The organism is Diaphorobacter sp. HDW4A, assembly GCF_011305995.1.
Lineage (GTDB): Bacteria > Pseudomonadota > Gammaproteobacteria > Burkholderiales > Burkholderiaceae_C > Diaphorobacter_A.
In genome coordinates this window covers 484,581-508,845 of sequence record NZ_CP049910.1, presented here as the reverse complement: position 1 = coordinate 508,845, position 24,265 = coordinate 484,581, and the positions used below count along the sequence as shown (strand labels likewise).

At 57.6% G+C, this 24,265-nt stretch carries 18 protein-coding genes, 1 tRNA gene and 3 rRNA genes; all 22 read right to left on the bottom strand.

Annotated features, from left to right (window positions below; all coding sequences use genetic code 11):
* Positions 1-68: 68 nt before the first annotated feature.
* The 22 genes from ntrC to hfq all read right to left on the bottom strand — a co-directional run bounded on the left by ntrC (position 69) and on the right by hfq (position 24,257).
* Positions 69-1,712, bottom strand: coding sequence for a nitrogen regulation protein NR(I) (gene ntrC, locus G7047_RS02265; RefSeq protein WP_166300328.1), 1,644 nt, complete (start codon positions 1,710-1,712; stop codon positions 69-71).
* Between the two features lie 54 nt (positions 1,713-1,766).
* Positions 1,767-2,837: a nitrogen regulation protein NR(II) gene (glnL, locus tag G7047_RS02260; RefSeq protein ID WP_166311819.1), complete on the bottom strand. Its 1,071-nt coding sequence runs from the start codon at positions 2,835-2,837 to the stop codon at positions 1,767-1,769.
* Between the two features lie 56 nt (positions 2,838-2,893).
* Positions 2,894-3,394, bottom strand: coding sequence for a hypothetical protein (locus G7047_RS02255; protein ID WP_166300326.1), 501 nt, complete (start codon positions 3,392-3,394; stop codon positions 2,894-2,896).
* Between the two features lie 239 nt (positions 3,395-3,633).
* Positions 3,634-5,049, bottom strand: a complete 1,416-nt coding sequence (gene glnA / locus G7047_RS02250) for a type I glutamate--ammonia ligase (RefSeq protein WP_166300324.1) — start codon at positions 5,047-5,049, stop codon at positions 3,634-3,636.
* Between the two features lie 178 nt (positions 5,050-5,227).
* Positions 5,228-6,049, bottom strand: coding sequence for a molybdopterin-binding protein (locus G7047_RS02245; protein ID WP_166300322.1), 822 nt, complete (start codon positions 6,047-6,049; stop codon positions 5,228-5,230).
* A 55-nt stretch (positions 6,050-6,104) separates the two neighbouring features.
* Positions 6,105-7,022, bottom strand: coding sequence for an EI24 domain-containing protein (locus tag G7047_RS02240; protein WP_166300320.1), 918 nt, complete (start codon positions 7,020-7,022; stop codon positions 6,105-6,107).
* A 38-nt stretch (positions 7,023-7,060) separates the two neighbouring features.
* Complete coding sequence (locus tag G7047_RS02235; RefSeq protein ID WP_166300318.1) at positions 7,061-8,068, bottom strand: sterol desaturase family protein; 1,008 nt, start codon at positions 8,066-8,068, stop codon at positions 7,061-7,063.
* 39 nt (positions 8,069-8,107) lie between these two features.
* Positions 8,108-8,905 carry a polysaccharide deacetylase family protein gene (locus G7047_RS02230; protein WP_166300316.1) on the bottom strand — a complete coding sequence of 266 codons (798 nt, stop codon included), beginning with the start codon at positions 8,903-8,905 and terminating at the stop codon, positions 8,108-8,110.
* 31 nt (positions 8,906-8,936) lie between these two features.
* Complete coding sequence (locus tag G7047_RS02225) at positions 8,937-9,866, bottom strand: YncE family protein (protein ID WP_166311818.1); 930 nt, start codon at positions 9,864-9,866, stop codon at positions 8,937-8,939.
* 183 nt (positions 9,867-10,049) lie between these two features.
* Positions 10,050-10,796, bottom strand: a complete 747-nt coding sequence (locus tag G7047_RS02220) for a 16S rRNA pseudouridine(516) synthase (protein ID WP_166300314.1) — start codon at positions 10,794-10,796, stop codon at positions 10,050-10,052.
* Between the two features lie 128 nt (positions 10,797-10,924).
* Positions 10,925-11,037: ribosomal RNA gene (gene rrf, locus G7047_RS02215) — 5S ribosomal RNA — on the bottom strand.
* A 146-nt stretch (positions 11,038-11,183) separates the two neighbouring features.
* A 23S ribosomal RNA gene (locus tag G7047_RS02210) occupies positions 11,184-14,063 on the bottom strand.
* 500 nt (positions 14,064-14,563) lie between these two features.
* A tRNA-Ile gene (locus tag G7047_RS02205) sits at positions 14,564-14,640 on the bottom strand.
* Positions 14,641-14,735: 95 nt separating this feature from the next.
* Positions 14,736-16,270, bottom strand: a 16S ribosomal RNA gene (locus G7047_RS02200).
* Together the 16S, 23S and 5S rRNA genes with 1 tRNA gene alongside form the textbook arrangement of a ribosomal RNA operon.
* 666 nt (positions 16,271-16,936) lie before the next feature.
* A complete protein-coding gene (locus G7047_RS02195; RefSeq protein WP_166300312.1) occupies positions 16,937-17,461 on the bottom strand; it encodes a phosphoribosyltransferase in 525 nt (174 codons plus the stop codon).
* 65 nt (positions 17,462-17,526) lie between these two features.
* On the bottom strand, positions 17,527-18,903 hold the full coding sequence (locus G7047_RS02190; RefSeq protein WP_166300310.1) for an adenylosuccinate synthase: 1,377 nt from the start codon (positions 18,901-18,903) through the stop codon (positions 17,527-17,529).
* Between the two features lie 33 nt (positions 18,904-18,936).
* Positions 18,937-20,085 (bottom strand): ATP phosphoribosyltransferase regulatory subunit, encoded by a 1,149-nt coding sequence (locus tag G7047_RS02185; protein WP_166300308.1) that lies wholly within the window; start codon positions 20,083-20,085, stop codon positions 18,937-18,939.
* Positions 20,086-20,160: 75 nt separating this feature from the next.
* Positions 20,161-20,349 carry a DUF2065 domain-containing protein gene (locus G7047_RS02180; protein WP_166300306.1) on the bottom strand — a complete coding sequence of 63 codons (189 nt, stop codon included), beginning with the start codon at positions 20,347-20,349 and terminating at the stop codon, positions 20,161-20,163.
* A 36-nt stretch (positions 20,350-20,385) separates the two neighbouring features.
* Entirely contained in the window at positions 20,386-21,285 is a 900-nt protein-coding gene (gene hflC / locus G7047_RS02175; protein WP_166300304.1) for a protease modulator HflC, read from the bottom strand.
* Between the two features lie 15 nt (positions 21,286-21,300).
* A complete protein-coding gene (hflK, locus tag G7047_RS02170; protein WP_166300302.1) occupies positions 21,301-22,704 on the bottom strand; it encodes an FtsH protease activity modulator HflK in 1,404 nt (467 codons plus the stop codon).
* A gap of 51 nt (positions 22,705-22,755) precedes the next feature.
* Entirely contained in the window at positions 22,756-23,913 is a 1,158-nt protein-coding gene (gene hflX, locus G7047_RS02165) for a GTPase HflX (protein ID WP_166300300.1), read from the bottom strand.
* Between the two features lie 92 nt (positions 23,914-24,005).
* On the bottom strand, positions 24,006-24,257 hold the full coding sequence (gene hfq, locus G7047_RS02160) for an RNA chaperone Hfq (RefSeq protein WP_166066993.1): 252 nt from the start codon (positions 24,255-24,257) through the stop codon (positions 24,006-24,008).
* Between the last annotated feature and the right edge of the window lie 8 nt (positions 24,258-24,265).

Here is a 24,265-nt window from a genome sequence, read left to right as displayed (position 1 = left end):
ATCGGAGCAAGCGCTCAAACGGGGTGAAAATTTCCAAATAAATTTGAAAAGCGCCCCGTAGTCCTTCATCACACTTCGTCTGAACCCCGGTGATCGTCCAAGCCCAACTCCTGGATCTTGCGCGTGATGGTGTTGCGGCCAATGCCCAGACGCTGCGCCGCCTCCATGCGGCGGCCATGCGTCTCGTGCAGCGCGGTCTTGATCAGGCGCGACTCAAAGCGACGCGTGAGAATGTCCCACACCTCCGGGCGGCCTTCACGCAGCAGCTCCTGCGCCTCGACTTCGAGCGAATGCTCCCAACCCGCCTGAGATACGGCTGCGCCATATTCCACCGACTGTGCGGCTGTCGGCGCGGGATAGACATTGCCATAGCCTCCCACCATGCCTGAGCCATTGATGGGGCTCGGCCCGGGCGCGTGAAAGCTCGCCGCGGCCGGAGCTTCCGACACCGCTTCTGCAGCAGGCGAGACGATGCCATGGGCTGACGGCGCTGCAGCGACCGCAGGCGCCGACGAAGTGTCGAGCGAACCCACCGGCGCATTGAGCACCTCGGGCGGCAGATCCTGCACGGAGATCACCTGAGCAGGCGCCATCACGGACAGCCAATGGCAGATGTTCTCGAGCTGGCGCACGTTGCCGGGAAAGTCAAACGACTGCAGGCGAGCCAGTGCGGCTTCGGAAATGCGCTTGGGCTCGACGCCCAACTGGCGTGCGCTCTGCTGCAGAAAGTGGCGCGTCAGGCTGGGCACGTCCTCGCGACGCTCGCGCAATGCGGGCAGGCGCAGACGGATCACGTTCAGGCGGTGGAACAAGTCCTCGCGGAACACGCCGTCTTTCACGCGGGTTTCGAGGTTCTGGTGTGTCGCGGCAATCACGCGCACGTTCGCCTTCACGGCCGCATGGCCGCCCACGCGGTAGAAATGGCCGTCGGAGAGCACCCGCAGCAACCGCGTCTGCAGATCGAACGGCATGTCGCCGATCTCGTCGAGGAACAGCGTACCGCCCTCGGCTTGCTCGAAGCGGCCCCGGCGCTGGGTCTGCGCGCCGGTGAATGCGCCGCGCTCGTGGCCGAACAATTCGCTCTCCAGCAGATCCTTGGGAATGGCGGCGGTGTTGATCGCCACGAACGGCCCACCCGAGACCGGCGAATGCTTGTGCAGCGCACGTGCCACCAGTTCCTTGCCCGAACCCGACTCGCCCGTGATCAGCACGGTCACCGCGCTCTGGCTCAGGCGGCCGATGGCGCGGAACACGTCCTGCATCGCAGGCGCCTGACCGAGGATTTCAGGCGCAGCGGCCTGGCGCTCTTCGGCCACTTGCTCGCGCTGGCTTTCTTCCACCGCGCGGCGAATCAGCTCTACCGCCTTGGGCAGGTCGAACGGCTTGGGCAGGTATTCAAACGCGCCGCGCTGCAGGGCGGAGACGGCGCTGTCGAGATCCGAGTAGGCCGTCATGATGATCACAGGCAGGCCGGGCTGCAGCTCGCGCAGCTTTTCGAGCAGTTGCAGGCCCGAGCCGCCAGGCATCCGGATGTCGCTGACCAGCACCTGCGGGCCGCTGTGTTCGGAATCACCGGCCGCGATGTCGGCCAGCGCGTCCAGCACCTCGCGCGGGTTGGAGAAACTGCGCGTCGGCAGGTTCTCGCGCGCCAGCGCTTTCTCTAGGACGAAGCGGATCGAGGGGTCGTCGTCTACTATCCAGATCGGCTTCATGTGTATCTACTTCCTTGTTGAAGGGGAATCATTCCCCCGTTGTTTTCAAGGACCTCAAGGCAACGGGATGAGGATACGAAAGTCTGTGCGTCCTGGAACACTGTCGCATTCGATCAGGCCATGGTGGCGCTGCACAAAAGTCTGTGCCAACGTCAGTCCAAGACCCGAACCCCCATCCCTGCCCGTGACAAGAGGATAGAAGATTCGCTCCTTGATCGTCTCGGGCACACCTGGTCCGTTGTCGATCACATGCAAATCCAATGCCAACCGATAACGTTGACGACCAAATGTTACTTGTCGTGCCACACGCGTGCGCAAAATGATCTGTGCATTGCCGGCCGCGATGCGCTCGGTCAGCGCCTGAGCCGCGTTCTGGACGATGTTCAGCATGGCCTGAATGAGCTGCTCGCGGTCGCCCCGGAACTCGGGAATCGAGATGTCGTAGTCGCGCTTGATCTCGAGGCCGCGTGGAAACTCGACCAGCACAAGCGAGCGCACACGTTCACAGACCTCGTGGATGTTCACGTCGCCCACCTGATGCGGATGGCGGTGCGGCGCGAGCAGCCGGTCCACCAGACTCTGCAGCCGGTCGGCCTCGTGAATGATGACCTGCGTGTACTCCTGCAGATCGGGCGACGGCAGATCCATCTCCAGCAACTGTGCCGCGCCGCGAATGCCGCCGAGCGGATTCTTGATCTCGTGCGCGAGATTGCGGATCAGTTCCTTGTTGGCAAGCGCCTGCTCGCGCAGCCGCTCCTCGCGGTCCTGACGCGCCTGAGCCTCGAGCGGCCAGCATTCGACCAGCACATCGCCGCCCTGCTCCACGCACGACAGGTGGACATGCACCGGCAGCGGATCCTGCGGCACGCGGCGCAGGCCCGACTCGAAGCGCAGCGCAGCGAAATCCGCGCCACGTGCGCCCGACAGGGCATTGCGAAGAATGGTGGGGTCGGTGAAGAAGCCGCTGAAGTCAACGCCTTCGAGCGTGCGGCGCGACTGGCCGAGAGCCGTCTCGAGCGCGGCGTTGGCGAACAGCACAGCGCCATCCGCGCCCAGTACCGCTACCAGTGTGGAGACCAGATCAAGCGCCTGATAGCTCTCGGCCGGATTGTCCGAAAAACGCAGCCGAGGGGTCTGATCAGAAGGCGAAATGTTCTTGGATGAGTTGGGGGACACGTTGTTTATTTCAGGCGCGAGAGCTCTCGCTTGATACCTTCCACGTCGGCTTCCGCACGCGTCATGCTGGACTTGATGTCGGCCGTGCGCTCGATGTAGCCCTGAGGATTGCGCATCTCGAGAGCCGACTTCTGCGGAAAACCGTCGTTGTATTCCTTTTTCAGGTCATCGTAGCGGGACTGCGCCTTGCGGAGTTCGGCCTCCAGAATCGCTCGCGCATCGGAATCACGCGCCTTCTGGTCGGCGTTCTCCACCTTGGGTGCGCTGGACGGTGCGCCGGACGTTGTCGAAGAACTGCTGCGCGGTGCGGCAGAGCCACCACCGCTCGATGGACGCGAACCTTGTAGAACCGTCACGTTGCCGCCCTCTACCACCTTGCAACCACGCTGCTTGGCATCATTCGCGTTGTTGGTGTATTCGTTGCCGCAGCGGTAGATCCGGTCCTGGGACCAGGCCATCGGCAGCAACGCCACCGCAGTAAAGAGAGCAACCAGTGTTTTTTTCATGAATTCCTCGCGTGACAGGCGTCAGCTCAACAGGCCCCGACGGGCGCCACCCCCCGCCACATGTAGCCATATGCAAGCCACCGACGATAACAGAGCATGCTGTCAATGACCCCAAAAGGCCATGATCGTTCCTCCAGAACCGTTGCGCCAATGAAAAAAGCGGCCGTCAAGCCGCTTTGTTGCAAATCACTGGTGCGCCGGGCTGATCGTTCAACGATTCAGCCCTTGCTCCGGCTGACTTACAGCGAGAAGTACATGTCGTACTCGACTGGGTGAGGCGCCATGCGGAAGCGCTGCACTTCGGTCATCTTCAGCTCGATGTAGGCGTCGAGCATGGAGTCCGAGAACACACCGCCCTTGGTCAGGAAGCCGCGGTCCGCGTCGAGTGCTTCCAGCGCCTGATCGAGGCTGTGGCACACGGTGGGGACCAGCTTGTCTTCTTCGGGTGGCAGATGGTAGAGATCCTTCGTGGCGGCTTCGCCCGGATGGATCTTGTTTTCCACGCCGTCCAGACCCGCCATCATCAGTGCGGAGAAGCACAGGTATGGGTTGGCCAGTGGATCGGGGAAGCGTGCTTCGATACGACGGCCCTTGGGGTTTGCGACGTAAGGAATGCGGATCGAAGCCGAGCGGTTGCGCGAGCTGTAAGCCAGCTTCACAGGTGCTTCGAAGCCAGGAACCAGACGCTTGTAGCTGTTGGTGCCGGGGTTGGTGATGGCGTTCAGCGCACGGGCGTGCTTGATAATGCCGCCGATGTAGTACAGAGCGAACTCGGACAGACCTGCATAGCCGTCGCCAGCGAACAGGTTCTTGCCGTCTTTCCAGATCGACTGGTGAACGTGCATGCCGGAGCCGTTGTCGCCAGCGTAGGGCTTGGGCATGAAGGTCGCGGTCTTGCCGTAGGCGTTGGCCACGTTCCAGATCACATACTTCATCTTCTGCGTCCAGTCGGCGCGTTCGACGAGCGTGCTGAACCTGGTGCCGATTTCGTTCTGGCCAGCGCCAGCCACTTCATGGTGGAACACTTCGACTGGAATGCCCAGAGATTCAATGATCAGGGACATTTCAGCGCGCATGTCCTGCGTGCTGTCAACGGGAGGAACCGGGAAGTAGCCGCCCTTGGTAGTGGGACGGTGGCCACGGTTGCCGCCTTCGAACTTGGTGCCTGTGTTCCAAGGTGCTTCGTATTCTTCAATCTCAAAGCCGACCTTGCCGGGTTCGTTGGTCCAACGCACGCCGTCGAAGATGAAGAATTCTGGCTCCGGTCCAAAGTAAGCGGTATCGCCCAGACCGGAAGCCTTCAGATAGGCTTCAGCGCGCTTGGCAATGGAGCGTGGATCACGGTCATAAGCCTTGCCGTCGGATGGTTCGACCACATCGCACTGCAGGAACAGCGTGGTTTCTTCGAAGAAGGGGTCGATGGCAGCGGTGCCTGGATCGGGCATGAGTTGCATGTCCGAGGCTTCAATGCCCTTCCAGCCAGCCACGGAGGAACCGTCGAATGCGTGGCCCGAAGTGAACTTGTCTTCGTCGAAATGCGAAACGGGCACAGTCACGTGCTGCTCTTTGCCACGAGTGTCGGTGAAGCGGAAGTCAACGAACTTGACTTCGTTTTCCTTCACCATATTCATCACGTCTGCAACGGTCTTAGCCATTAATGTTCTCCAGGGAATGAACGCGTATTGAAAACAGAGTTCTTGGTTAGCAGAATGCGTGCCAGATTGCGGCGCTCCATGCACCACCACGAGGCACTGTGTGCCGTGGAGCCAAGACCTCGTGCACACATTCATGAATCGCACCAAAAAGGTGCTTGTTTTGAGTTTCCTCAGGTGCTCATCGATTGCGCACCATTTCAGGGCCAAGCTCCGCCCCAATCTTGTGCAACGTCTCCACGAGCATTTTCCAGGCTGCCGGCACCACATCGGAAGCGCCTTTGACGCCCAGTTCGATGTGTCGCCCGTGCACCGGATGGTCCACGCTCGGCAAGCTGAAAACCTTGATTGTCGGGTATATAGACTCGATTTCAAGCATGAGTGGGGTCAAAGTTGACTCCATCGCGCGGTACACGATTACGGAATGTTCAGTCTGTGGCTCGCGGTGGAACCATTCGACGCAATAGTGCTCAAGCGCCCACTCGATCATCGGCCAAGCCATGACAGGGAAACCGGGCACAAAATGCACCATGGCACCACCGGAACCATCGCAGCTGAAGCCGGGTATCTTGTTGTAAGGATTGGGGATGATGCGCGCACCTTCCGGGTACACGCCCATGTTCAGGCGGTGCAAGTTGTCGGGCCGCTCGGGCTCGTAGGGCTTGCCCTCCTCGCGCGCCACGTCCTGCATGCGCTCGCGGATCAGATCGGCGGCTTTCGGATGCAGCGCCAGCGGCCGCTCCAGAGCAGCCGCCGCACATTGGCGGGTGTGGTCATCGGGCGTCGCTCCAATGCCGCCACAGCTGAACACCACATCGGCACTCACAAACGCGTCACTCAGCGTACGAGTGATGCGCTGCGGGTCGTCACCGACATAGTGTGCGTACGACAGCGCCAGTCCACGCGCAGACAGCAACTCGATCACCTTGGGCATGTGCTTATCCGCACGCTTGCCCGAGAGAATTTCATCGCCGACGATGATGAGTCCAAATTGGGGAGTCACGACAGGTCCCGCGATTCGCACCTTCAGCGGTGACGAATCGAAAAGTGGTTGATCTTCAATTATTGCCCGGCTTGGTCACTGTTTCGTCTGGCAACGCCACCGGAATATCTCCGGGCAATGCTGCGGGCACGTCGTCAGTCACCACCATCACAGCAGGCACCTCGACGGAAGTCTCATTGCGCTCCGCACGAAGGCGCTCGAGCGCCGCAAGGCAATAGTGCGTGAACCAGAGCGAGGAGAAAGCGAATACCAGCGTGTAGATCCAGATGGCCACCGGAATCAGTAACAGAAACGCCGCAGCGAACACCACGGCCGACGCCCACACGAGACTAGGCGCTGCGCCCAGAAAACCGCAGACCACGCCGATTCCGAGCAGGCTGTAGCGATGGCGGGCGAAGATGGCCTGGCGCTCCTCTTTGCTCGCATGCTCGGAGAGCGCGTCAAAGCTCATCACCCGATAAGTGAGCCATCCCCAGATCAGCGGCGGCAGCACCAGCACCAGCGGCGGAATCAGCCACAGCGGCGACGACACCACCAGCGCCACCAGCGCCACCACGGTGGACACGGCGGACCAGAGCACACTGGCCAGCAGCGAAGCGCCCTTTTTGCGCGCCAGCTGAGGGAATCGCCTTTCTGCAACCAGATTCACCAGCGCCGGAGTCATGAACACTGCCACGGACAGCAAGGCAAACAATACGATCACCGGAACCGCCGCCAGCACCACGAGCAGGGGCGCAAGGTACTCAGTGATGTGGCTCCAGCCCATACTGGCAAGCCAGTTCCAGAGTCCGCTCAGCAGCCCGGAGTCGCCCAGCATCTGCTGGACGCTGGCAATGGCGGAATCCCAGAAGAAATAGGTGCTGACGCCCGCGATGATGGCGATCAGTAGCAGGGGCATCAGCGACAGCACGATCACCCGGGGAATCAGGCAATAGGCGGCTGCGCGCCAAAAGGAATCGAACAAGGAAGACATCTTCATGGTCCCAAGAATAACGTGGGACACGCACGCGTTCAGCCGCGTCCCACCAGCCGGAGAATTCCGAGCCACTGCTGTGACCAGAATCCGCCTCCATAGTTGCGTACTTTGCCGTCCGCACCGGGGACGACTTGATCCTCAATGCCCGTAGGATCAAAGCGCAATTCAAAGTTCGCGGTCTTGAACAGCATGTCCCAGACAGGCAGCAGCACGCCGAAATTGCAGCCGCGCGCAAGTTCGATCGAACGCGGCAGCGACTTGGCAGGCCGATGCGGATTGCCCATGGTGGCCTCGACCAGCGAGACAGCATGGTGACGGCGATGAAAGCGTGGGCTGATCCACAGCCGCTCGCCCAGTTGGCCAAACCAGATGCGCGCGTTCGCGTGGTGCAGATTCTCGCTGAGCTGTGCAATCGCGACGATGGCCACGAACTGCCCCGGAGCCACTCCGATCAACTGCGCAACGAGGACGATGATCACGTCACGCAATACGTCGTCGAGCAGATGGTTGCGGCTGTCGGACCACTTGGTCATCTGTTGCTGCGAGTGATGCAGCGAGTGCAGCGCCCACCACCAATTGAAGCGATGCTGGCCACGATGGATCAGGTAATCCACCAGATCAAACACAGCAAGATACAGCAAAAAGCTGACCCACGGCAGATCCGTCACGCCGGGCCAGAACGCATCGATGTTGTAGGTGCGCAGGCCTTCGACACGAAGCGCACCGAACAGGCCGTCAAACAGCGGCGTGAGCGTGAAGAACAGCACCAGACGGAACAGGCCAAGACGCTGGATCAGCGTATAGAGGATGTCGATGCGGATGGCCTTGCGGTCGGTGACGGCCTCCACCGGCCGCCAACGCTCGAGCGGGCCGATCACGACGACGATCACCAACACCTGCAGCAGGCCTACCAGCAGCCAGCCGGTCGCGTCATAGCCGTCCTCCAGCAGATTGGCCATGCCCAACTGGAACATGACCGGCTGAATGACGCTCTCGAACAGCCACTGCTGCACCGAGTTGAAAAGCGATGTCCACCACTCCACGATTCTGTCCTGCCCTCTGCTGATACGATTTATTCAGGTTTATTTCGGCTTGCGCGTCCAGCCCGCGTAGTCCGGATGTTCACGCAAAGTGCGGAAACAGAATCCGCGCTGCTTGAGGCCCTTGATCAACGGTTCCAGCACGGTCGGTGCCCACGGGTCCTGACGCGACCAGATGCCCAGGTGCGCGAGCAGGATGTCGCCACTGCGGATGTTCGCCAGCGCCTGATCCAGCAGGCGCTGGTTGGTGTATTTTTCGCTGGACAGCTCATCCCCCAGAAAACCTGCAGGAGCCCAGCCGACATGCGCATAGCCACACGATTTAGCCGCCGCCAGCAAGCGCGGCGAGGTCTTGCCACCGGGCGCGCGGAACAAAGGCAAGGGCTCCTTACCGGTCATCGCACGCAGGCGATCTTCGGAGCGGCCGATCTCCTCGCAATACTGGGCCGCTGTCATGGTGAACTGCTGTCCTTCACGTGGCCCGGCCGATGGCTTGACCTTGAAGGACAGATCCTGCCCCTTCACCACATCGCCGCGCCAGTAGACATGGTCATAAGTGTGCGACGCGAACTCATGCCCCTCAGCCGCGCGCGCCTTCCACCATGGCGCCCATTCGTTATCCAAACTGCTGCCGCCCGTCTTGGTAGCCTCATTCGCTGCAAAGAAAGTGACATGCACCTGCTCGCGCCTGAGCACATCGGCGATCAGCGGCGCGACGCCCATGTGCCCTGTATCGAAGGTCAGATACACCGGCTTGTCGCAAGCAGGGGCCTGCACCGCCATGGCGGCAGTCGAGACCGCCAACAGCAACACACACAAAGACTTCAGACGGATGGTCATGTGATGCAAGAGTCTCGATAAACGGACAAGTTCAACGCTTGGCGTGGTTCAGCGTCCAGACACCGTGCGGCGACTTGCCGACGTTAACTGACTGGATGACCTTCTTCTCATGCGTGTCGATCACGAGCAGCTTGCGCGCCCAGCGTGCGCCCACATAGATGTAGCGGCCATCGGCGGAGACGTCCATGCAGTCGGGGCCACCGGGAGCTGCATAGCTCTCGACGGCCACACGGGTCGCCATGTCAATCTTGCTGATCGAATTGGCCACGCGGTTGCTCACATAGATGTGCTTGCCATCTCCGGCGCCGCGAAACGCGTGCGCACCCGCGCCGGTAGGAATGATCTGCACGCTGCGCGCGGGCTGTTCACTGGAGATGTCGAACACCTCCACGCCCTTGCCGCCTGTGAGGCCAATGAACAAGGTCTTGTCATCAGGAGACCCATAGAGATCCGCAGGCATCGGGCCAGTCTTCACACGCCATTTGATTTTCTGCGTGGCGATATCGATGGCCACCAGTTCATCGCTGTCCTGCATGGTTGAGTACACCGTGCGGCTCTTGCTGTCGATCCAGAGGTGGCTTGGCGTCTTGGCCGTTGGTACGCGCTGCACCAATGTCAGATCCTTGCCATCCCAGCGATAGAAGTCAATGTGATTGAGTCGGTTCGCCGCAGTGACGAACCACTTCATGTCCGGGCTGAAACGCAAATGATAAGGGTCAACAATGCCCGTCACCGTGCGCTGCACCTGTGCAGTCTTGGGATCAATGAAGGTCAGCGAATCACCGAGCGCATTGGCGATGACCACCGACTTTTCGTCAGGCGTCAAATATAGATGATGCGGCTCCTTGCCGGTGGTGATACGCTGGAGCTCGACCCACTTTTCAGGATCGATGACGCTGACATTCGCGTCCAGGGAATTGAGAACAAAAACAGGCGGAAGACTCGCCTTGGCGCCCATCATCGTGAACGCCGCCAGCAGAACTATGCCCGCCTTGTGCCAAACCTGATACTTCACAAAAAATCCCTTTTTCCGATCCGACGACGTGGGTCCTCACATGGCGCGAGGCACCCCATTGCGCAGTCGACATGGCTCGGAGTGTAAGCGGGCTTGACGCGTTTATTGACGGATGACCGTGATCGCCAATCAGGATGTTGCGGTCAACTGACTAAGCTCACCGATGGTCAACCAACGCCACTTTCCTGGCGGCAAATCCTCCGGCAGATCCAGCGTTCCGATGCGTGAGCGATGCAGCCCTTCCACCCGGTTGCCGACGGCCGCGACCATCCGTTTGACCTGATGGTATTTGCCTTCGGTAAGAGTCAGCTTGATCGTGTTCGGCCCCGTTTGCTCACATGCAGCAGCGCGCACATGCTCGTTGTCGTCATGCAGCATCACGCCATCCAGAAGGCGCTTGATCTGGTCGGCCGCGACCTCATGCTTTGCCGTGACGTCATACACCTTGGGCACATGGCGCTTGGGTGAGTTCAAGCGATGGATGAAGGGGCCATCGTCCGTCAGGATCAGCATGCCGGTCGTATCCTGATCAAGCCGACCCACCGCTTGCACGCCCTGCACATTGCTCTTGCTCGGACGCTGGCGCAGCGGGGCGGGTAGCAACGTGAAGATGCTCGGATAGGTAGAAGGCTTTTGCGAGCACTCAGTGCCCGCAGGCTTGTGCAGCAGGATGTAGGCCTTCTCCTGATATGGCCAGTCCACGCCCTGGATGCGCATCCGCAGGCCCTCTTCCTCAACGTCTTCGCTCGCATCGGTATGCACCAGGGGCTCGGTATTGTCCGCTGCGTACAAAGCCACATGTCCCTGCTGCACCAAACCGGCACATACGCGGCGGGTACCAAATCCTTGTGAGTAGAGAATGTCCTGAAGTTGCATGGCGTTCAGCGATAAGACGGAGGAATGAAGAAGGCGATCAAGGCAGCTGTTCCGTCAGACCCGCTTGTCGTCGTACAAAGCAAAACGCCCCTAACTCATCAGAGCTAGGGGCGGTTTGGGCTGTAAGAGCCTGACGATGACCTACTTTCACACGGGAACCCGCACTATCATCGGCGCGAAGTCGTTTCACTGTCCTGTTCGGGATGGGAAGGAGTGGTACCAACTTGCTATGGTCATCAGGCATAACTGGGTGTCATGCAGACTTATGGTCTGCACAACGAATTCATAGAGTCTCAATCAGCTGAGGTTGTGTCCAGACTGTTTCACTGAACTTAATTTGATTGCGTACTTGGCATAACTACAAGTCTTTGAATTTATCAAAGTTATAGGGTCAAGCCGCACGGGCAATTAGTACTGGTTAGCTTAAAGCATTACTGCTCTTCCACACCCAGCCTATCAACGTCGTGGTCTACAACGACCCTTCAGGGGGCTCGAGGCCCCGGCAGATCTCATCTTGAAACGAGTTTCCCGCTTAGATGCTTTCAGCGGTTATCTCTTCCACACATAGCTACCCTGCGATGCCACTGGCGTGACAACAGGTACACCAGAGGTGTGTCCACTCCGGTCCTCTCGTACTAGGAGCAGGCTTCCTCAAATCTGCAGCGCCCACGGAAGATAGGGACCAAACTGTCTCACGACGTTTTAAACCCAGCTCACGTACCTCTTTAAATGGCGAACAGCCATACCCTTGGGACCGACTACAGCCCCAGGATGAGATGAGCCGACATCGAGGTGCCAAACACCGCCGTCGATATGAACTCTTGGGCGGTATCAGCCTGTTATCCCCAGAGTACCTTTTATCCGTTGAGCGATGGCCCTTCCATACAGAACCACCGGATCACTATGTCCTGCTTTCGCATCTGCTCGACTTGTCAGTCTCGCAGTTAAGCACGCTTATGCCATTGCACTATCGTCACGATGTCCGACCGTAACTAGCGTACCTTCGAACTCCTCCGTTACACTTTGGGAGGAGACCGCCCCAGTCAAACTGCCTACCATGCACTGTCCCCAGTCCAGATAATGGACCTAGGTTAGAACCTCAAACACACCAGGGTGGTATTTCAACGTTGGCTCCATGTGATCTAGCGACCACACTTCAAAGCCTCCCACCTATCCTACACAGATCTGTTCAAAGTCCAATACAAAGCTACAGTAAAGGTTCATGGGGTCTTTCCGTCTTTCCGCGGGGAGATTGCATCATCACAAACATTTCAACTTCGCTGAGTCTCAGGAGGAGACAGTGTGGCCATCGTTACGCCATTCGTGCAGGTCGGAACTTACCCGACAAGGAATTTCGCTACCTTAGGACCGTTATAGTTACGGCCGCCGTTTACTGGGACTTCAATCAAGAGCTTGCACCCCATCATTTAATCTTCCAGCACCGGGCAGGCGTCACACCCTATACGTCCACTTTCGTGTTTGCAGAGTGCTGTGTTTTTAATAAACAGTCGCAGCCACCGATTTTTTGCAACCCCATTCAGCTCCCTCTGTACGAGTTCACCTACTAGGGGCATACCTTCTCCCGAAGTTACGGTATCAATTTGCCGAGTTCCTTCTCCTGAGTTCTCTCAAGCGCCTTAGAATACTCATCTCGCGCACCAGTGTCGGTTTGCGGTACGGTCGTCAATAGCTGAAGCTTAGTGGCTTTTCCTGGAAGCAGGGTATCACTCACTTCATGTGCAAGCACACTCGTTATCACCCCTCATCTAAGCCCGGCGGATTTGCCTACCGGGCACGACTACAGGCTTGAACCAACATATCCAACAGTTGGCTGAGCTAACCTTCTCCGTCCCCACATCGCACTATTGATCGGTACAGGAATATTGACCTGTTTCCCATCAGCTACGCATCTCTGCCTCGCCTTAGGGGCCGACTCACCCTACGCCGATGAACGTTGCGTAGGAAACCTTGCGCTTACGGCGAGCGGGCTTTTCACCCGCTTTAACGCTACTCATGTCAGCATTCGCACTTCTGATACCTCCAGCATCCGTCTCCAGACACCTTCACAGGCTTACAGAACGCTCTCCTACCACGTGCAATAAATTGCACATCCGCAGCTTCGGTAACTGGCTTAGCCCCGTTACATCTTCCGCGCAGGACGACTCGATCAGTGAGCTATTACGCTTTCTTTAAATGATGGCTGCTTCTAAGCCAACATCCTGACTGTTTTAGCCTTCCCACTTCGTTTCCCACTTAGCCAATTTTAGGGACCTTAGCTGGCGGTCTGGGTTGTTTCCCTCTTGAGTCCGGACGTTAGCACCCGGTGCTCTGTCTCCCAAGCTGTACTCTGCAGTATTCGGAGTTTGCCTTGGTTTGGTAAGTCGCCATGACCCCCTAGCCAAAACAGTGCTCTACCCCCGCAGGTAATACTTGAGGCACTACCTAAATAGTTTTCGGAGAGAACCAGCTATTTCCAAGTTTGTTTAGCCTTTCACCCCTATCCACAGCTCATCCGCTAGTTTTGCAACACTAGTCGGTTCGGACCTCCAGTACCTGTTACGGCACCTTCATCCTGGCCATGGATAGATCACTTGGTTTCGGGTCTACACCCAGCGACTAAAAACGCCCTGTTCGGACTCGGTTTCCCTACGCCTCCCCTATTCGGTTAAGCTTGCCACTGAATGTAAGTCGCTGACCCATTATACAAAAGGTACGCCGTCACCCCTTACGAGGCTCCGACTTTTTGTAAGCATACGGTTTCAGGATCTATTTCACTCCCCTCCCGGGGTTCTTTTCGCCTTTCCCTCACGGTACTTGTTCACTATCGGTCGATGATGAGTATTTAGCCTTGGAGGATGGTCCCCCCATATTCAGACAAGGTTTCTCGTGCCCCGCCCTACTTATCTGCAGCCTAGTACCACCACTGGGTTTTCACATACGGGACTATCACCCACTATGGTCGGCCTTTCCATGCCGTTTTGTTAACCCAATGACTATCACTGCAAGGCTCTTCCGAATTCGCTCGCCACTACTATCGGAATCTCGGTTGATGTCTTTTCCTCGAGCTACTTAGATGTTTCAGTTCACTCGGTTCGCCTCGCAACCCTATGTATTCAGGTTGCGATACCCTTGCGGGTGGGTTTCCCCATTCAGAGACCTCCGGATCAAAGCTTATTTGCCAGCTCCCCGAAGCTTATCGCAGGCTATCACGTCTTTCGTCGCCTATCATCGCCAAGGCATCCACCATATGCTCTTAGTCACTTGACCCTATAACTTTGACATCTCTTTCGAGATGACCCAATTGTCAGATCGCAGACTTGTTTTGTGAGGTCTCACACCTCACGCGTTATGCCGTAATGTGAATGATTTTCTTAGCTGTAATCCATCTCTGGATCACTGCTTTGAGAACGATTCGTCATTACTTGAATTAAACAAAGTTATTGTCTATTCGTTTTGACGCAATCAAATTTGTTGCTAGCGGCACGGTGCAGTAAAACCTTTACGAATTTCTGCTTTCCGCTAACAACGCTGATTTCGACTCTATGAATTTTTAAAGAACAGCCGTATTGATCCGGTAATCCGGGTCAACAACAAAGCAGTCTGTCTCCAAACTGCTTTGGTGTTGATTTTTTATCTTGATAAGTGTTGGTGGAGGATGACGGGATCGAACCGACGACCCCCTGCTTGCAAAGCAGGTGCTCTCCCAGCTGAGCTAATCCCCAGGATTTCTTCCTCGACCAGAGTGTTGGCGCTTCCAATAAAGAGTTTGGTGGGTCTAGTTGGGCTCGAACCAACGACCCCCGCCTTATCAAGACGGTGCTCTAACCAGCTGAGCTACAGACCCATTCCTCAACCAGAGCAACAGGTCCTGCTGCTCAGCCTTGGCTTGTTCCAACAACCGATAAGTGTGGGCGTTCAATCTTGAATGCTGTTTTCCAGAAAGGAGGTGATCCAGCCGCACCTTCCGATACGGCTACCTTGTTACGACTTCACCCCAGTCACGAACCCCGCCGTGGTAAGCGCCCTCCTTGCGGTTAGGCTACCTACTTCTGGCGAGACCCGCTCCCATGGTGTGACGGGCGGTGTGTACAAGACCCGGGAACGTATTCACCGTGACATTCTGATCCACGATTACTAGCGATTCCGACTTCACGCAGTCGAGTTGCAGACTGCGATCCGGACTACGACTGGCTTTATGGGATTAGCTCCCCCTCGCGGGTTGGCAACCCTTTGTACCAGCCATTGTATGACGTGTGTAGCCCCACCTATAAGGGCCATGAGGACTTGACGTCATCCCCACCTTCCTCCGGTTTGTCACCGGCAGTCTCATTAGAGTGCCCAACTGAATGTAGCAACTAATGACAAGGGTTGCGCTCGTTGCGGGACTTAACCCAACATCTCACGACACGAGCTGACGACAGCCATGCAGCACCTGTGTTCAAGTTCTCTTTCGAGCACTTCCTCATCTCTGTGGAATTCTTGACATGTCAAAGGTGGGTAAGGTTTTTCGCGTTGCATCGAATTAAACCACATCATCCACCGCTTGTGCGGGTCCCCGTCAATTCCTTTGAGTTTCAACCTTGCGGCCGTACTCCCCAGGCGGTCAACTTCACGCGTTAGCTTCGTTACTGAGAAAGTGAATTCCCAACAACCAGTTGACATCGTTTAGGGCGTGGACTACCAGGGTATCTAATCCTGTTTGCTCCCCACGCTTTCGTGCATGAGCGTCAGTGCAGGCCCAGGGGATTGCCTTCGCCATCGGTGTTCCTCCGCATATCTACGCATTTCACTGCTACACGCGGAATTCCATCCCCCTCTGCCGCACTCAAGCTATGCAGTCACAAATGCAGTTCCCAGGTTGAGCCCGGGGATTTCACATCTGTCTTACATAACCGCCTGCGCACGCTTTACGCCCAGTAATTCCGATTAACGCTTGCACCCTACGTATTACCGCGGCTGCTGGCACGTAGTTAGCCGGTGCTTATTCTTACAGTACCGTCATGGGCCGCCTTTATTAGAAGCGACCTTTTCGTTCTGTACAAAAGCAGTTTACAACCCGAAGGCCTTCATCCTGCACGCGGCATGGCTGGATCAGGGTTTCCCCCATTGTCCAAAATTCCCCACTGCTGCCTCCCGTAGGAGTCTGGGCCGTGTCTCAGTCCCAGTGTGGCTGATCATCCTCTCAGACCAGCTACAGATCGTCGGCTTGGTAAGCTTTTATCCCACCAACTACCTAATCTGCCATCGGCCGCTCCGTCCGCGCAAGGTCATTACTGATCCCCTGCTTTCATCCGTAGATCGTATGCGGTATTAGCAAAGCTTTCGCCTCGTTATCCCCCACGATCGGGCACGTTCCGATGTATTACTCACCCGTTCGCCACTCGTCAGCATCCGAAGACCTGTTACCGTTCGACTTGCATGTGTAAGGCATGCCGCCAGCGTTCAATCTGAGCCAGGATCAAACTCTACAGTTCGATCTTGAAATTTAAAGTCTCTCGACTTGCTCAATACAAATAGGAATTGAAGAAGAAATGATCTTCCTACAATTTTACTGTTTGCATGAGCGTTTGTAGTGACAAGCACTAGTCCCGAAGAACTTATGCATTCGCCATCAAACGCCCACGCTTATCGACTGTATATTTTTAAGGATCCACCGCAATCCGAATCGCTTCGTCTTGCTTGACTCGCTGTGATCAGCTAAGCCTTGAATTATAACACGTTTTAAAGACCTGTCAAACTTTGTGGTTTTTGCAGACCGACCAGATAACCAGTCAAACCCCGCATCCACCAACCGCCGTTTTCGTTTCCGTCATCAGCAGCGAAGCCTTGTATTCTACACCGGATTCTGAGACCCGGAAGAAGAAATCCAAGATTTCTTTTTTCCCACCACCCAGAGCATCACCAGATTACCGGCAACCACCCCTAGTAGCGAAGCCCTCTATTCTATACCGGTTTTTGAACCAGCCAGAGAACTTTGAGAACTTTCTTCAGATCCACCCGCCTGACTTTCGGATCACTCCTTACTTCAACGCGTTATCCCTGAGGAAGGGCGCAAGTATAGCCCCATTTAATTGCCAGAAAACAAAAAGGGAAAGATTTTCATCTTTCCCTTTTCATTGGCCGACAGCCTAATCAACGCGTCAGACGCGCCACTTCTCCATGAGCTTCTCTGGTGTGAGATTGTCATAGGTCTCGAACGGCTGGTGGATCCAAGGGTTCGTGGCCAGAAAGTCCACCGAGTAGTCAGGGGTGAACGTCGACAGGGCCTTGGTCCAGATCACAGCACTGCGCAGCTCTGTAATAGGCTGGTAGTTGTTCTTGAGCATGCTGATCACCGCGTTGAGCGTGTGACCAGAGTCAGCCAGATCATCGACCAGCAGCACGCGGCCGGCGATTTCACCCTTGGGGGTGGTGATGAAACGAGCGATGTCCAGATGCCCCTGCACCGTACCGGCTTCTGCGCGGTACGAGCTGGTGGACATGATGGCCAATGGCTTGTCGAAAATACGGCTCAGCATGTCGCCAGGACGCAGGCCACCGCGTGCAAGGCACAGGATGGTGTCGAATTCCCAGCCGGACTGATGCACCTTGAGCGCCAGTTTTTCAATGAGGTTGTGGTACTCGTCGTAACTGACGTATAGATGCTTGCCGTCTTCTGTCAACATAGATAACTCCTGATTCAATAGCAGATGTCGCTGGTCTTACTGCGCACAAATAGCGAAATGCACTCTTACTCAGCAGCGTAGGGGTTGTGCACCAGGATCGTGTGGGCACGGTCCGGGCTGGTGGAAATCATGGCGATGGGCACGCCCGTAACTTCCTCGATGCGTTCGAGATACTTGCGCGCGGTTACGGGCAAGGCGTTGTAGTCGGTCACACCCACTGTGGACTCGGTCCAGCCGGGGATGGTTTCGTAGATGGGAACACAACGGGCAATGTCATCAGCGCCCATAGGCAACAGGTCGATACGCTCGCCGTCGAGCTCATAACCCACGCACAATTGCAGCTCGGTCAAGCCATCGAGCACGTCGAGCTTGGTGATGCACAGGCCGGACAGGCCATTGACCTGGGCGCTGCGCTTGAGCAGTGCCGCATCGAACCAGCCACAACGGCGGCTGCGGCCAGTGGTCACACCCTTCTCTGCACCCACTGTACTCATGTGATAACCAGGTGTGCCTTCCTTTTCCCAATCCAGTTCCGTCGGGAAAGGGCCGCCGCCAACGCGTGTGCAATAGGCCTTGGTGATGCCAAGGATGTAGTGCAGCATACCTGGGCCTACGCCGGAACCAGCTGCGGCATTGCCTGCCACGCAGTTGCTCGAGGTGACATAGGGATAGGTGCCGTGGTCCACATCCAGCAGCGTGCCTTGTGCGCCTTCGAACAGCAGATTGGCACCGTCCGCGTGGGCTTCGTTGAGCTCACGAGAAACGTCAGCCATCATCGGCTTGAGCAGCTCTGCGTGGCGCATCGCTTCTTCAAACACCGCTTCGAACTGAACTGCGCCGTCCTTCATATAAGGCTTGAACGCATCACCGAACTGGAAATCCTTGGAGCCAAGGAAGGTCAGCAGCATGTGGTTGTAGAGGGCCAGCAGTTCGCGCAGCTTGGTGGCGAAACGCTCAGGATGCTTCATGTCCTGAACGCGCAGCGCACGGCGGGCGATCTTGTCTTCGTATGCAGGGCCGATGCCGCGACCAGTCGTGCCGATTTTCTCAACACCGCCACGCTCGCGCGCCGCTTCACGGGCCACGTCGAGGATTGCGTGGAAAGGCAGGATCAGCGGGCAGGCTTCGCTCACACGCAGGCGGTCACGCACTTGCACACCAGCCTTTTCAAGGCCTTCAATCTCTTCGAACAACTTTGCGGCGGAGAGCACCACACCGTTGCCGATGTAGCACTTCACACCGGCGCGCATGATGCCGCTGGGAATCAGGTGCAAAGCGGTCTTCACGCCGTTGATCACCAGCGTGTGGCCCGCGTTGTGGCCGCCCTGGAAGCGTACGACACCTTGTGCGCTTTCCGTCAGCCAGTCGACCAGCTTGCCCTTGCCTTCGTCACCCCATTGGGTGCCGACGACCACGACATTACGACCCTTGCTTGTCTTCATTTCGAATCCGATCAAATACTAAAAAACCAAACGTCAGATAGCGCGCACGACCCAGCGGTCGGCTACCTGCACCAATTCGCGGTCACAGTGGAATTCGTCCACTTCACTTTCGTGTCCCGGAAGAACACAAACAACTGTCTCACCCTGTTGACGCAGGGAAGCAATGGCCTGTGCCACATCACCATCCACACCCCAGGGTGCACGGATGGCAGCCTTCAGCGGCTTGGGCGCCACGGCACTGACAAGTTGCTTGATATCCAGGCTGAAGCCCGCTGCGGGACGGTTGCGACCAAACACTGCGCCGACTTCGTCGTAACGACCACCACGGACCAGCGCATCGCTTGCACCTGGCACATAGATCGCGAAACGCGCACCGCTGTAATACGCATAGCCGCGGACATGCGCCAAATCGAAAGTCACGCGCGCTGAACTGATACGGGCCGCAGTGGTGCGCAGATCGTCCAACACCGGCTTCACACCGGCGATATGGCCGAGCGCTTTTTCGGCCTCATCAAGCACCTTGACGTCGCCATAGAGTTGCAACAAGGTCAGCAGACCTTCACGCGACTGCTCAGGGAAGGACTTGGTCAGCTCCCTGAGCTCGCTCGCGTCCTTGACTGCAAGTGCGGCGTGCACGTGTGCCAGTGTCTGAAGACCTGCGGGCACGCCCGCAAGCAGACTGCGCACGATGCGCACATCGGCCAGATCCACGCTCGGGTTCTGCACTTCGGCGACGCGCAGACATTCCAATGCAAGCAGCACGGATTCAATGTCAGCTTCGATGCCCGAATGACCATAGATTTCGGCACCGAACTGCAATGGTTCGCGAGTCGCGTGCGGACGGTCTGGCAGCGCATGCAGCACTGGACCGCAATAGCACAAGCGGGTGACACCCTTGCGATTCAACAGATGGGCATCGATGCGAGCGACTTGCTGCGTCGTGTCGGCACGCACGCCGAGCGAGCGGCCGGAGAGCTGGTCGACGAGCTTGAACGTCTGCAAATCCAGCGCCTCGCCAGTGCCTGTCAGCAGCGATTCCAAATGCTCCAGCAACGGCGGCATTACCAGTTCGTACCCGTATCTACGGGCTGTATCTAGCAATCCACGGCGAAGTTCTTCTATGCGCCGAGCCTCTGAGGGCAATACATCGGCGACGTGATCCGGGAGGACCCAAGCAGACATGAGAAATGGGGATGCTGTTAAAAGCGTGATTCTACCGGACTGCTTGAAATCAAGCAGCATGCTGCGGGTCTTCCATTACACAAGCAGCAGAATGACGACGCCCACAGCAACGGCCAGAAGACCCAGAAAACGGATCTGACCATCTCGCAATTGCGCAATGGCGGCCATTGCCCGACGCCAGTTGAGCGGCGACACCAAAGGCAACAAGCCCTCAAGAATCAGCACCAGGGCGGTGGAGATCCAGAGGGCTTGCAACCAGTCCATTTCAAGAAAAATATTCAGAAATGGATCGAAACGCCATCACCTGCCGCTGCGGGCCGTGCTTGCGGGTGCGGTGAAGTTCTTGAAGAACTCGGACGACGATGGATCCACCACCATCACGTCGCCCTTCTTGCCGAAGCTGGCCTTATAGGCATCGAGGCTGCGGTAGAACTGCGCGAATGAAGGATCGCGGCCGAATGCGTCTGCATAGACACGCGAGGCCTCCGCATCGCCCTCGCCCTTGACCTTCTGCGCATCGCGATAGGCCTTGGCAACGATCACGTCACGCTGCTTGTCGGCATCAGCGCGGATCTTTTCGGCCTCGGCGGAACCCGTCGAGCGCAACTCGTTGGCCACGCGCTGACGTTCGGCTTCCATACGGCGGTAGACGGACTCGGTGATGGCTTCCACATAGTCGACACGCGTAATGCGCACGTCCACCACATCGATACCCCAAGGTTTGGCACCACGCACAGCCTCCAGTACCTCACGCTTCACATCGGCCATCAGCAGTTCACGCTTGCCGGAGAGCAACTCCCGCACAGTGCGGCGGTTGACCTCTTCCTGGAAGGAGTTGCGTACCACACGATTGAGCTGGATGGCACCCGATGCTTCGTCTGGACCCACATTGCGGATGTAGGCCGACGGATCGGAGATACGCCAGCGTACATACCAGTCGATCACCACGCGCTGCTTTTCAGCAGTGAGCATCGACTCCGTGTCCGTGCTATCCAGAGTGAGCAAGCGCTTGTCGATGTAGCGCACGTTCTGGAACGGCGGTGGCATCTTCACATTGAGCCCTGGCTCGGTGATGACTTCCTTGATCTGTCCAAGCGCGTACACCACGCCGAACTGACGCTGATCCACGACGAACAGCATGGAGCTTGCCAGTGCCAGAGCGATCAGCAGCGAGGTGATCCAAAAACCTACTTTGTTCACGACTTCATCTCCCTCTTATCGCGCTTCGCGCTCACGCGAACGATTGCTGTCGCGGGCACGTGGGTCAACATTTGGCACGGCCGCGCTGGTTGCTGCGGCCGGTGTGGCTGGAGCCGATGACTCTGACCCGGCGGACGCAGCATTGTTCGAGGCCTGCGAGACCGATTGCATGATCTTGTCCAGGGGCAAGTACAGCAGATTCGAGCCCTTGCTCGACTCCACCACCACCTTGGTTGCGTTGGAGTAGATCTGCTGCATCGTGTCGACGTACATGCGATCACGCGTGACCTGCGGAGCCTTCTGATACTCAGTCAGAACCGAGCTGAAGCGACCTGCATCACCCTGCGCGGTAGCCACGATCTTCGCCTTGTAGCCCTCGGCCTCCTCCGTCAGACGTGATGCAGAACCCGCAGCACGCGGGATCACGTCGTTGGCATAGGCTTGCGCCAGATTCTTCAGGCGCTCACGCTCTTGCCCAGCCTTCAGCACATCATCGAACGACGCCTGCACTTGCTCGGGAGGACGCACCCCCCCCTGCTGCAGGTTGATGCCGACGATTTCAACACCGATCTTGTAGCGATCAAGAATGGTCTGCATCAATTCACGCACACGCGGCGCGATCTGGTCACGCTCGTCGGCGAGTGCGGAATCCATCTTCATCTTGCCGACCACTTCGCGCACCGCCGTCTCAGCCACCTGCACCACAGTGCTTTCCGGATCGCGGCTCTCGAACAGCCAGGCGCGTGCATCGCTTAGTCGGTACTGAACCGCGAACTTGATTTCGACGATGTTCTCGTCTTCCGTCAGCATGGCCGATTCACGCAAGCCCGTGCTCTTGATCACACTATCGCGGCCCACATCGGACGACCGGATACGCGTCACATACACCAGCTCATGCTTCTGGATGGGGTACGGCAGACGCCAGTTCAGACCCGCACCCACGGTCGACTTGTATTTGCCGAACTGGGTGATGACAGCTTGCTGACCTTCCTGCACGATGAACACGCCCGTGCCAAGCCAGATCACAGCCGCCACAGCAGCGATCACGCCAACACCGATTCCTGCACCCTTCATACCGGGCTGAAATCCACCGCCATTGCCGCCATTGTTGTTGGAGCCCTTGTTGCCCCCACCGAACAGACCAGAAAGCTTGCGGTTCAGATCACGGAACATTTCATCCAGATCCGGCGGCTGACCGCCCCCATTGTTGTTGTTTCCCTGTCCGCGCTGGCGGCCATCAGGAGGCTGTTGACCATTGTTCTGCGGAGGACGCGGCTGTTGATTGTTGTCCTGCGGCGACGACCCGCCGCCATCAGACTTGTCGTCACCACGCCCCCAGCGAGGGTCATTCAGATTGAACATCCCGCGTATGCGCTGAGGCAACGTGGCCCAACGAAATGCGATGTTGTCAGAGTTCATGCCAGATTCTCTTCTTCTCTTAGACGCTTTGATAGGAAGGTATTGTGCCAATCAATGCTCTTCAGGCTCAAATTCAGCAGCAGGCTCAGGGGACATCGACCGATTGCGGAGCGCCAGTGCGGCACTGGCGAGCTCCTCACGCAGTGCAGCCAAACCCTCGCCCTTTTGCGCACTCACGAAAACGCGCGGCATGCGGCGGCCGTCGAGCTCGTACTCGTCGCGCATCTGGCTGGGCATTTGTTCGGGCGGAATGGCGTCGAGCTTGTTGAACACCAGCAACTGAGGAATGTCCTCGGCACCGATTTCGGCGAGCACGCGCTGCACCTGCTCGATCTGCTCGGGGAAATGCGGGTTGGATGCATCCACCACATGCAGCAGCAGATCGGCCTCAACCGCCTCTTGCAAAGTGGCTTGGAAGGCATCGACCAGACCGTGAGGTAGATCGCGAATGAATCCGACAGTGTCTGAAATGGAGATCGACCCGACCTCATCTCCCAGATACATCTGGCGCGTGGTCGTATCCAGCGTCGCGAATAATTGGTCTGCCGCATACGCGCGAGCCTTGACCAACGCGTTGAACAGCGTGGACTTGCCTGCATTGGTGTAGCCCACCAGCGACGCGCTGAAGACCTCGCGTCGCTCGCGCTGACGGCGCTGCGTGTTGCGCTGCTTCTTGACCTTGACCAGCCGATCTTTGGTGCGTTTGATCGCATCATTGATCATCCGGCGATCCAGCTCGATCTGGGTTTCACCCGGTCCACCCCGCGCACCGATACCGCCGCGCTGGCGCTCCAAGTGAGACCAGCGACGCACGAGTCGGGTGGCGAGGTATTGCAGTCGCGCCAGCTCGATCTGCAACTTGCCTTCATGGCTGCGTGCACGCTGGGCGAAGATTTCGAGAATCAGCAGGGTTCGGTCGTTCACCGGCAAGCCGAGCTCACGCTCGAGATTGCGCTGCTGAGCAGGACTCAGCGCCTGATCGAACAAAACTTCTTTGGCGCCATAGGTCTGGGCCAAAAGGCGAATTTCCTCCGCCTTGCCCGAGCCCACGAACAGCGCCGCATCGGGCGCCTTGCGCTTGCAGGTGATGCGCGCAACGGGCTTCAAGCCCGCCGTTTCGGCCAGCAAGCCAAGTTCTTCGAGTTCCCCATCGAAATGGGGAGCCCCGAAATCGACCCCGACCAGAATGACCGGGGCATTGCCTTGCACAGGGACTTCTTCTTCAACGCTCAAAGTCTAGAGCCTTCTATAGAAACTCTCGACCCGACGGTCGAAGAGTGACCGCCATGCAGATGGCGGCTTTACTGGTTGGTTTCAGCGTCAGCGTTGTCGGCCGTGGAAAAATTCACAGCACGACCGGGGACGATGGTGGAAATGGCGTGCTTGTAGACCATCTGAGTCACCGTGTTGCGCAGGAGCACAACGTATTGGTCGAATGACTCGATTTGACCTTGCAGCTTGATACCGTTGACCAGATAGATCGAAACGGGCACATGCTCGCGACGCAGTGCATTCAGAAACGGGTCTTGCAGAAGTTGGCCTTTATTGCTCACGATATTCT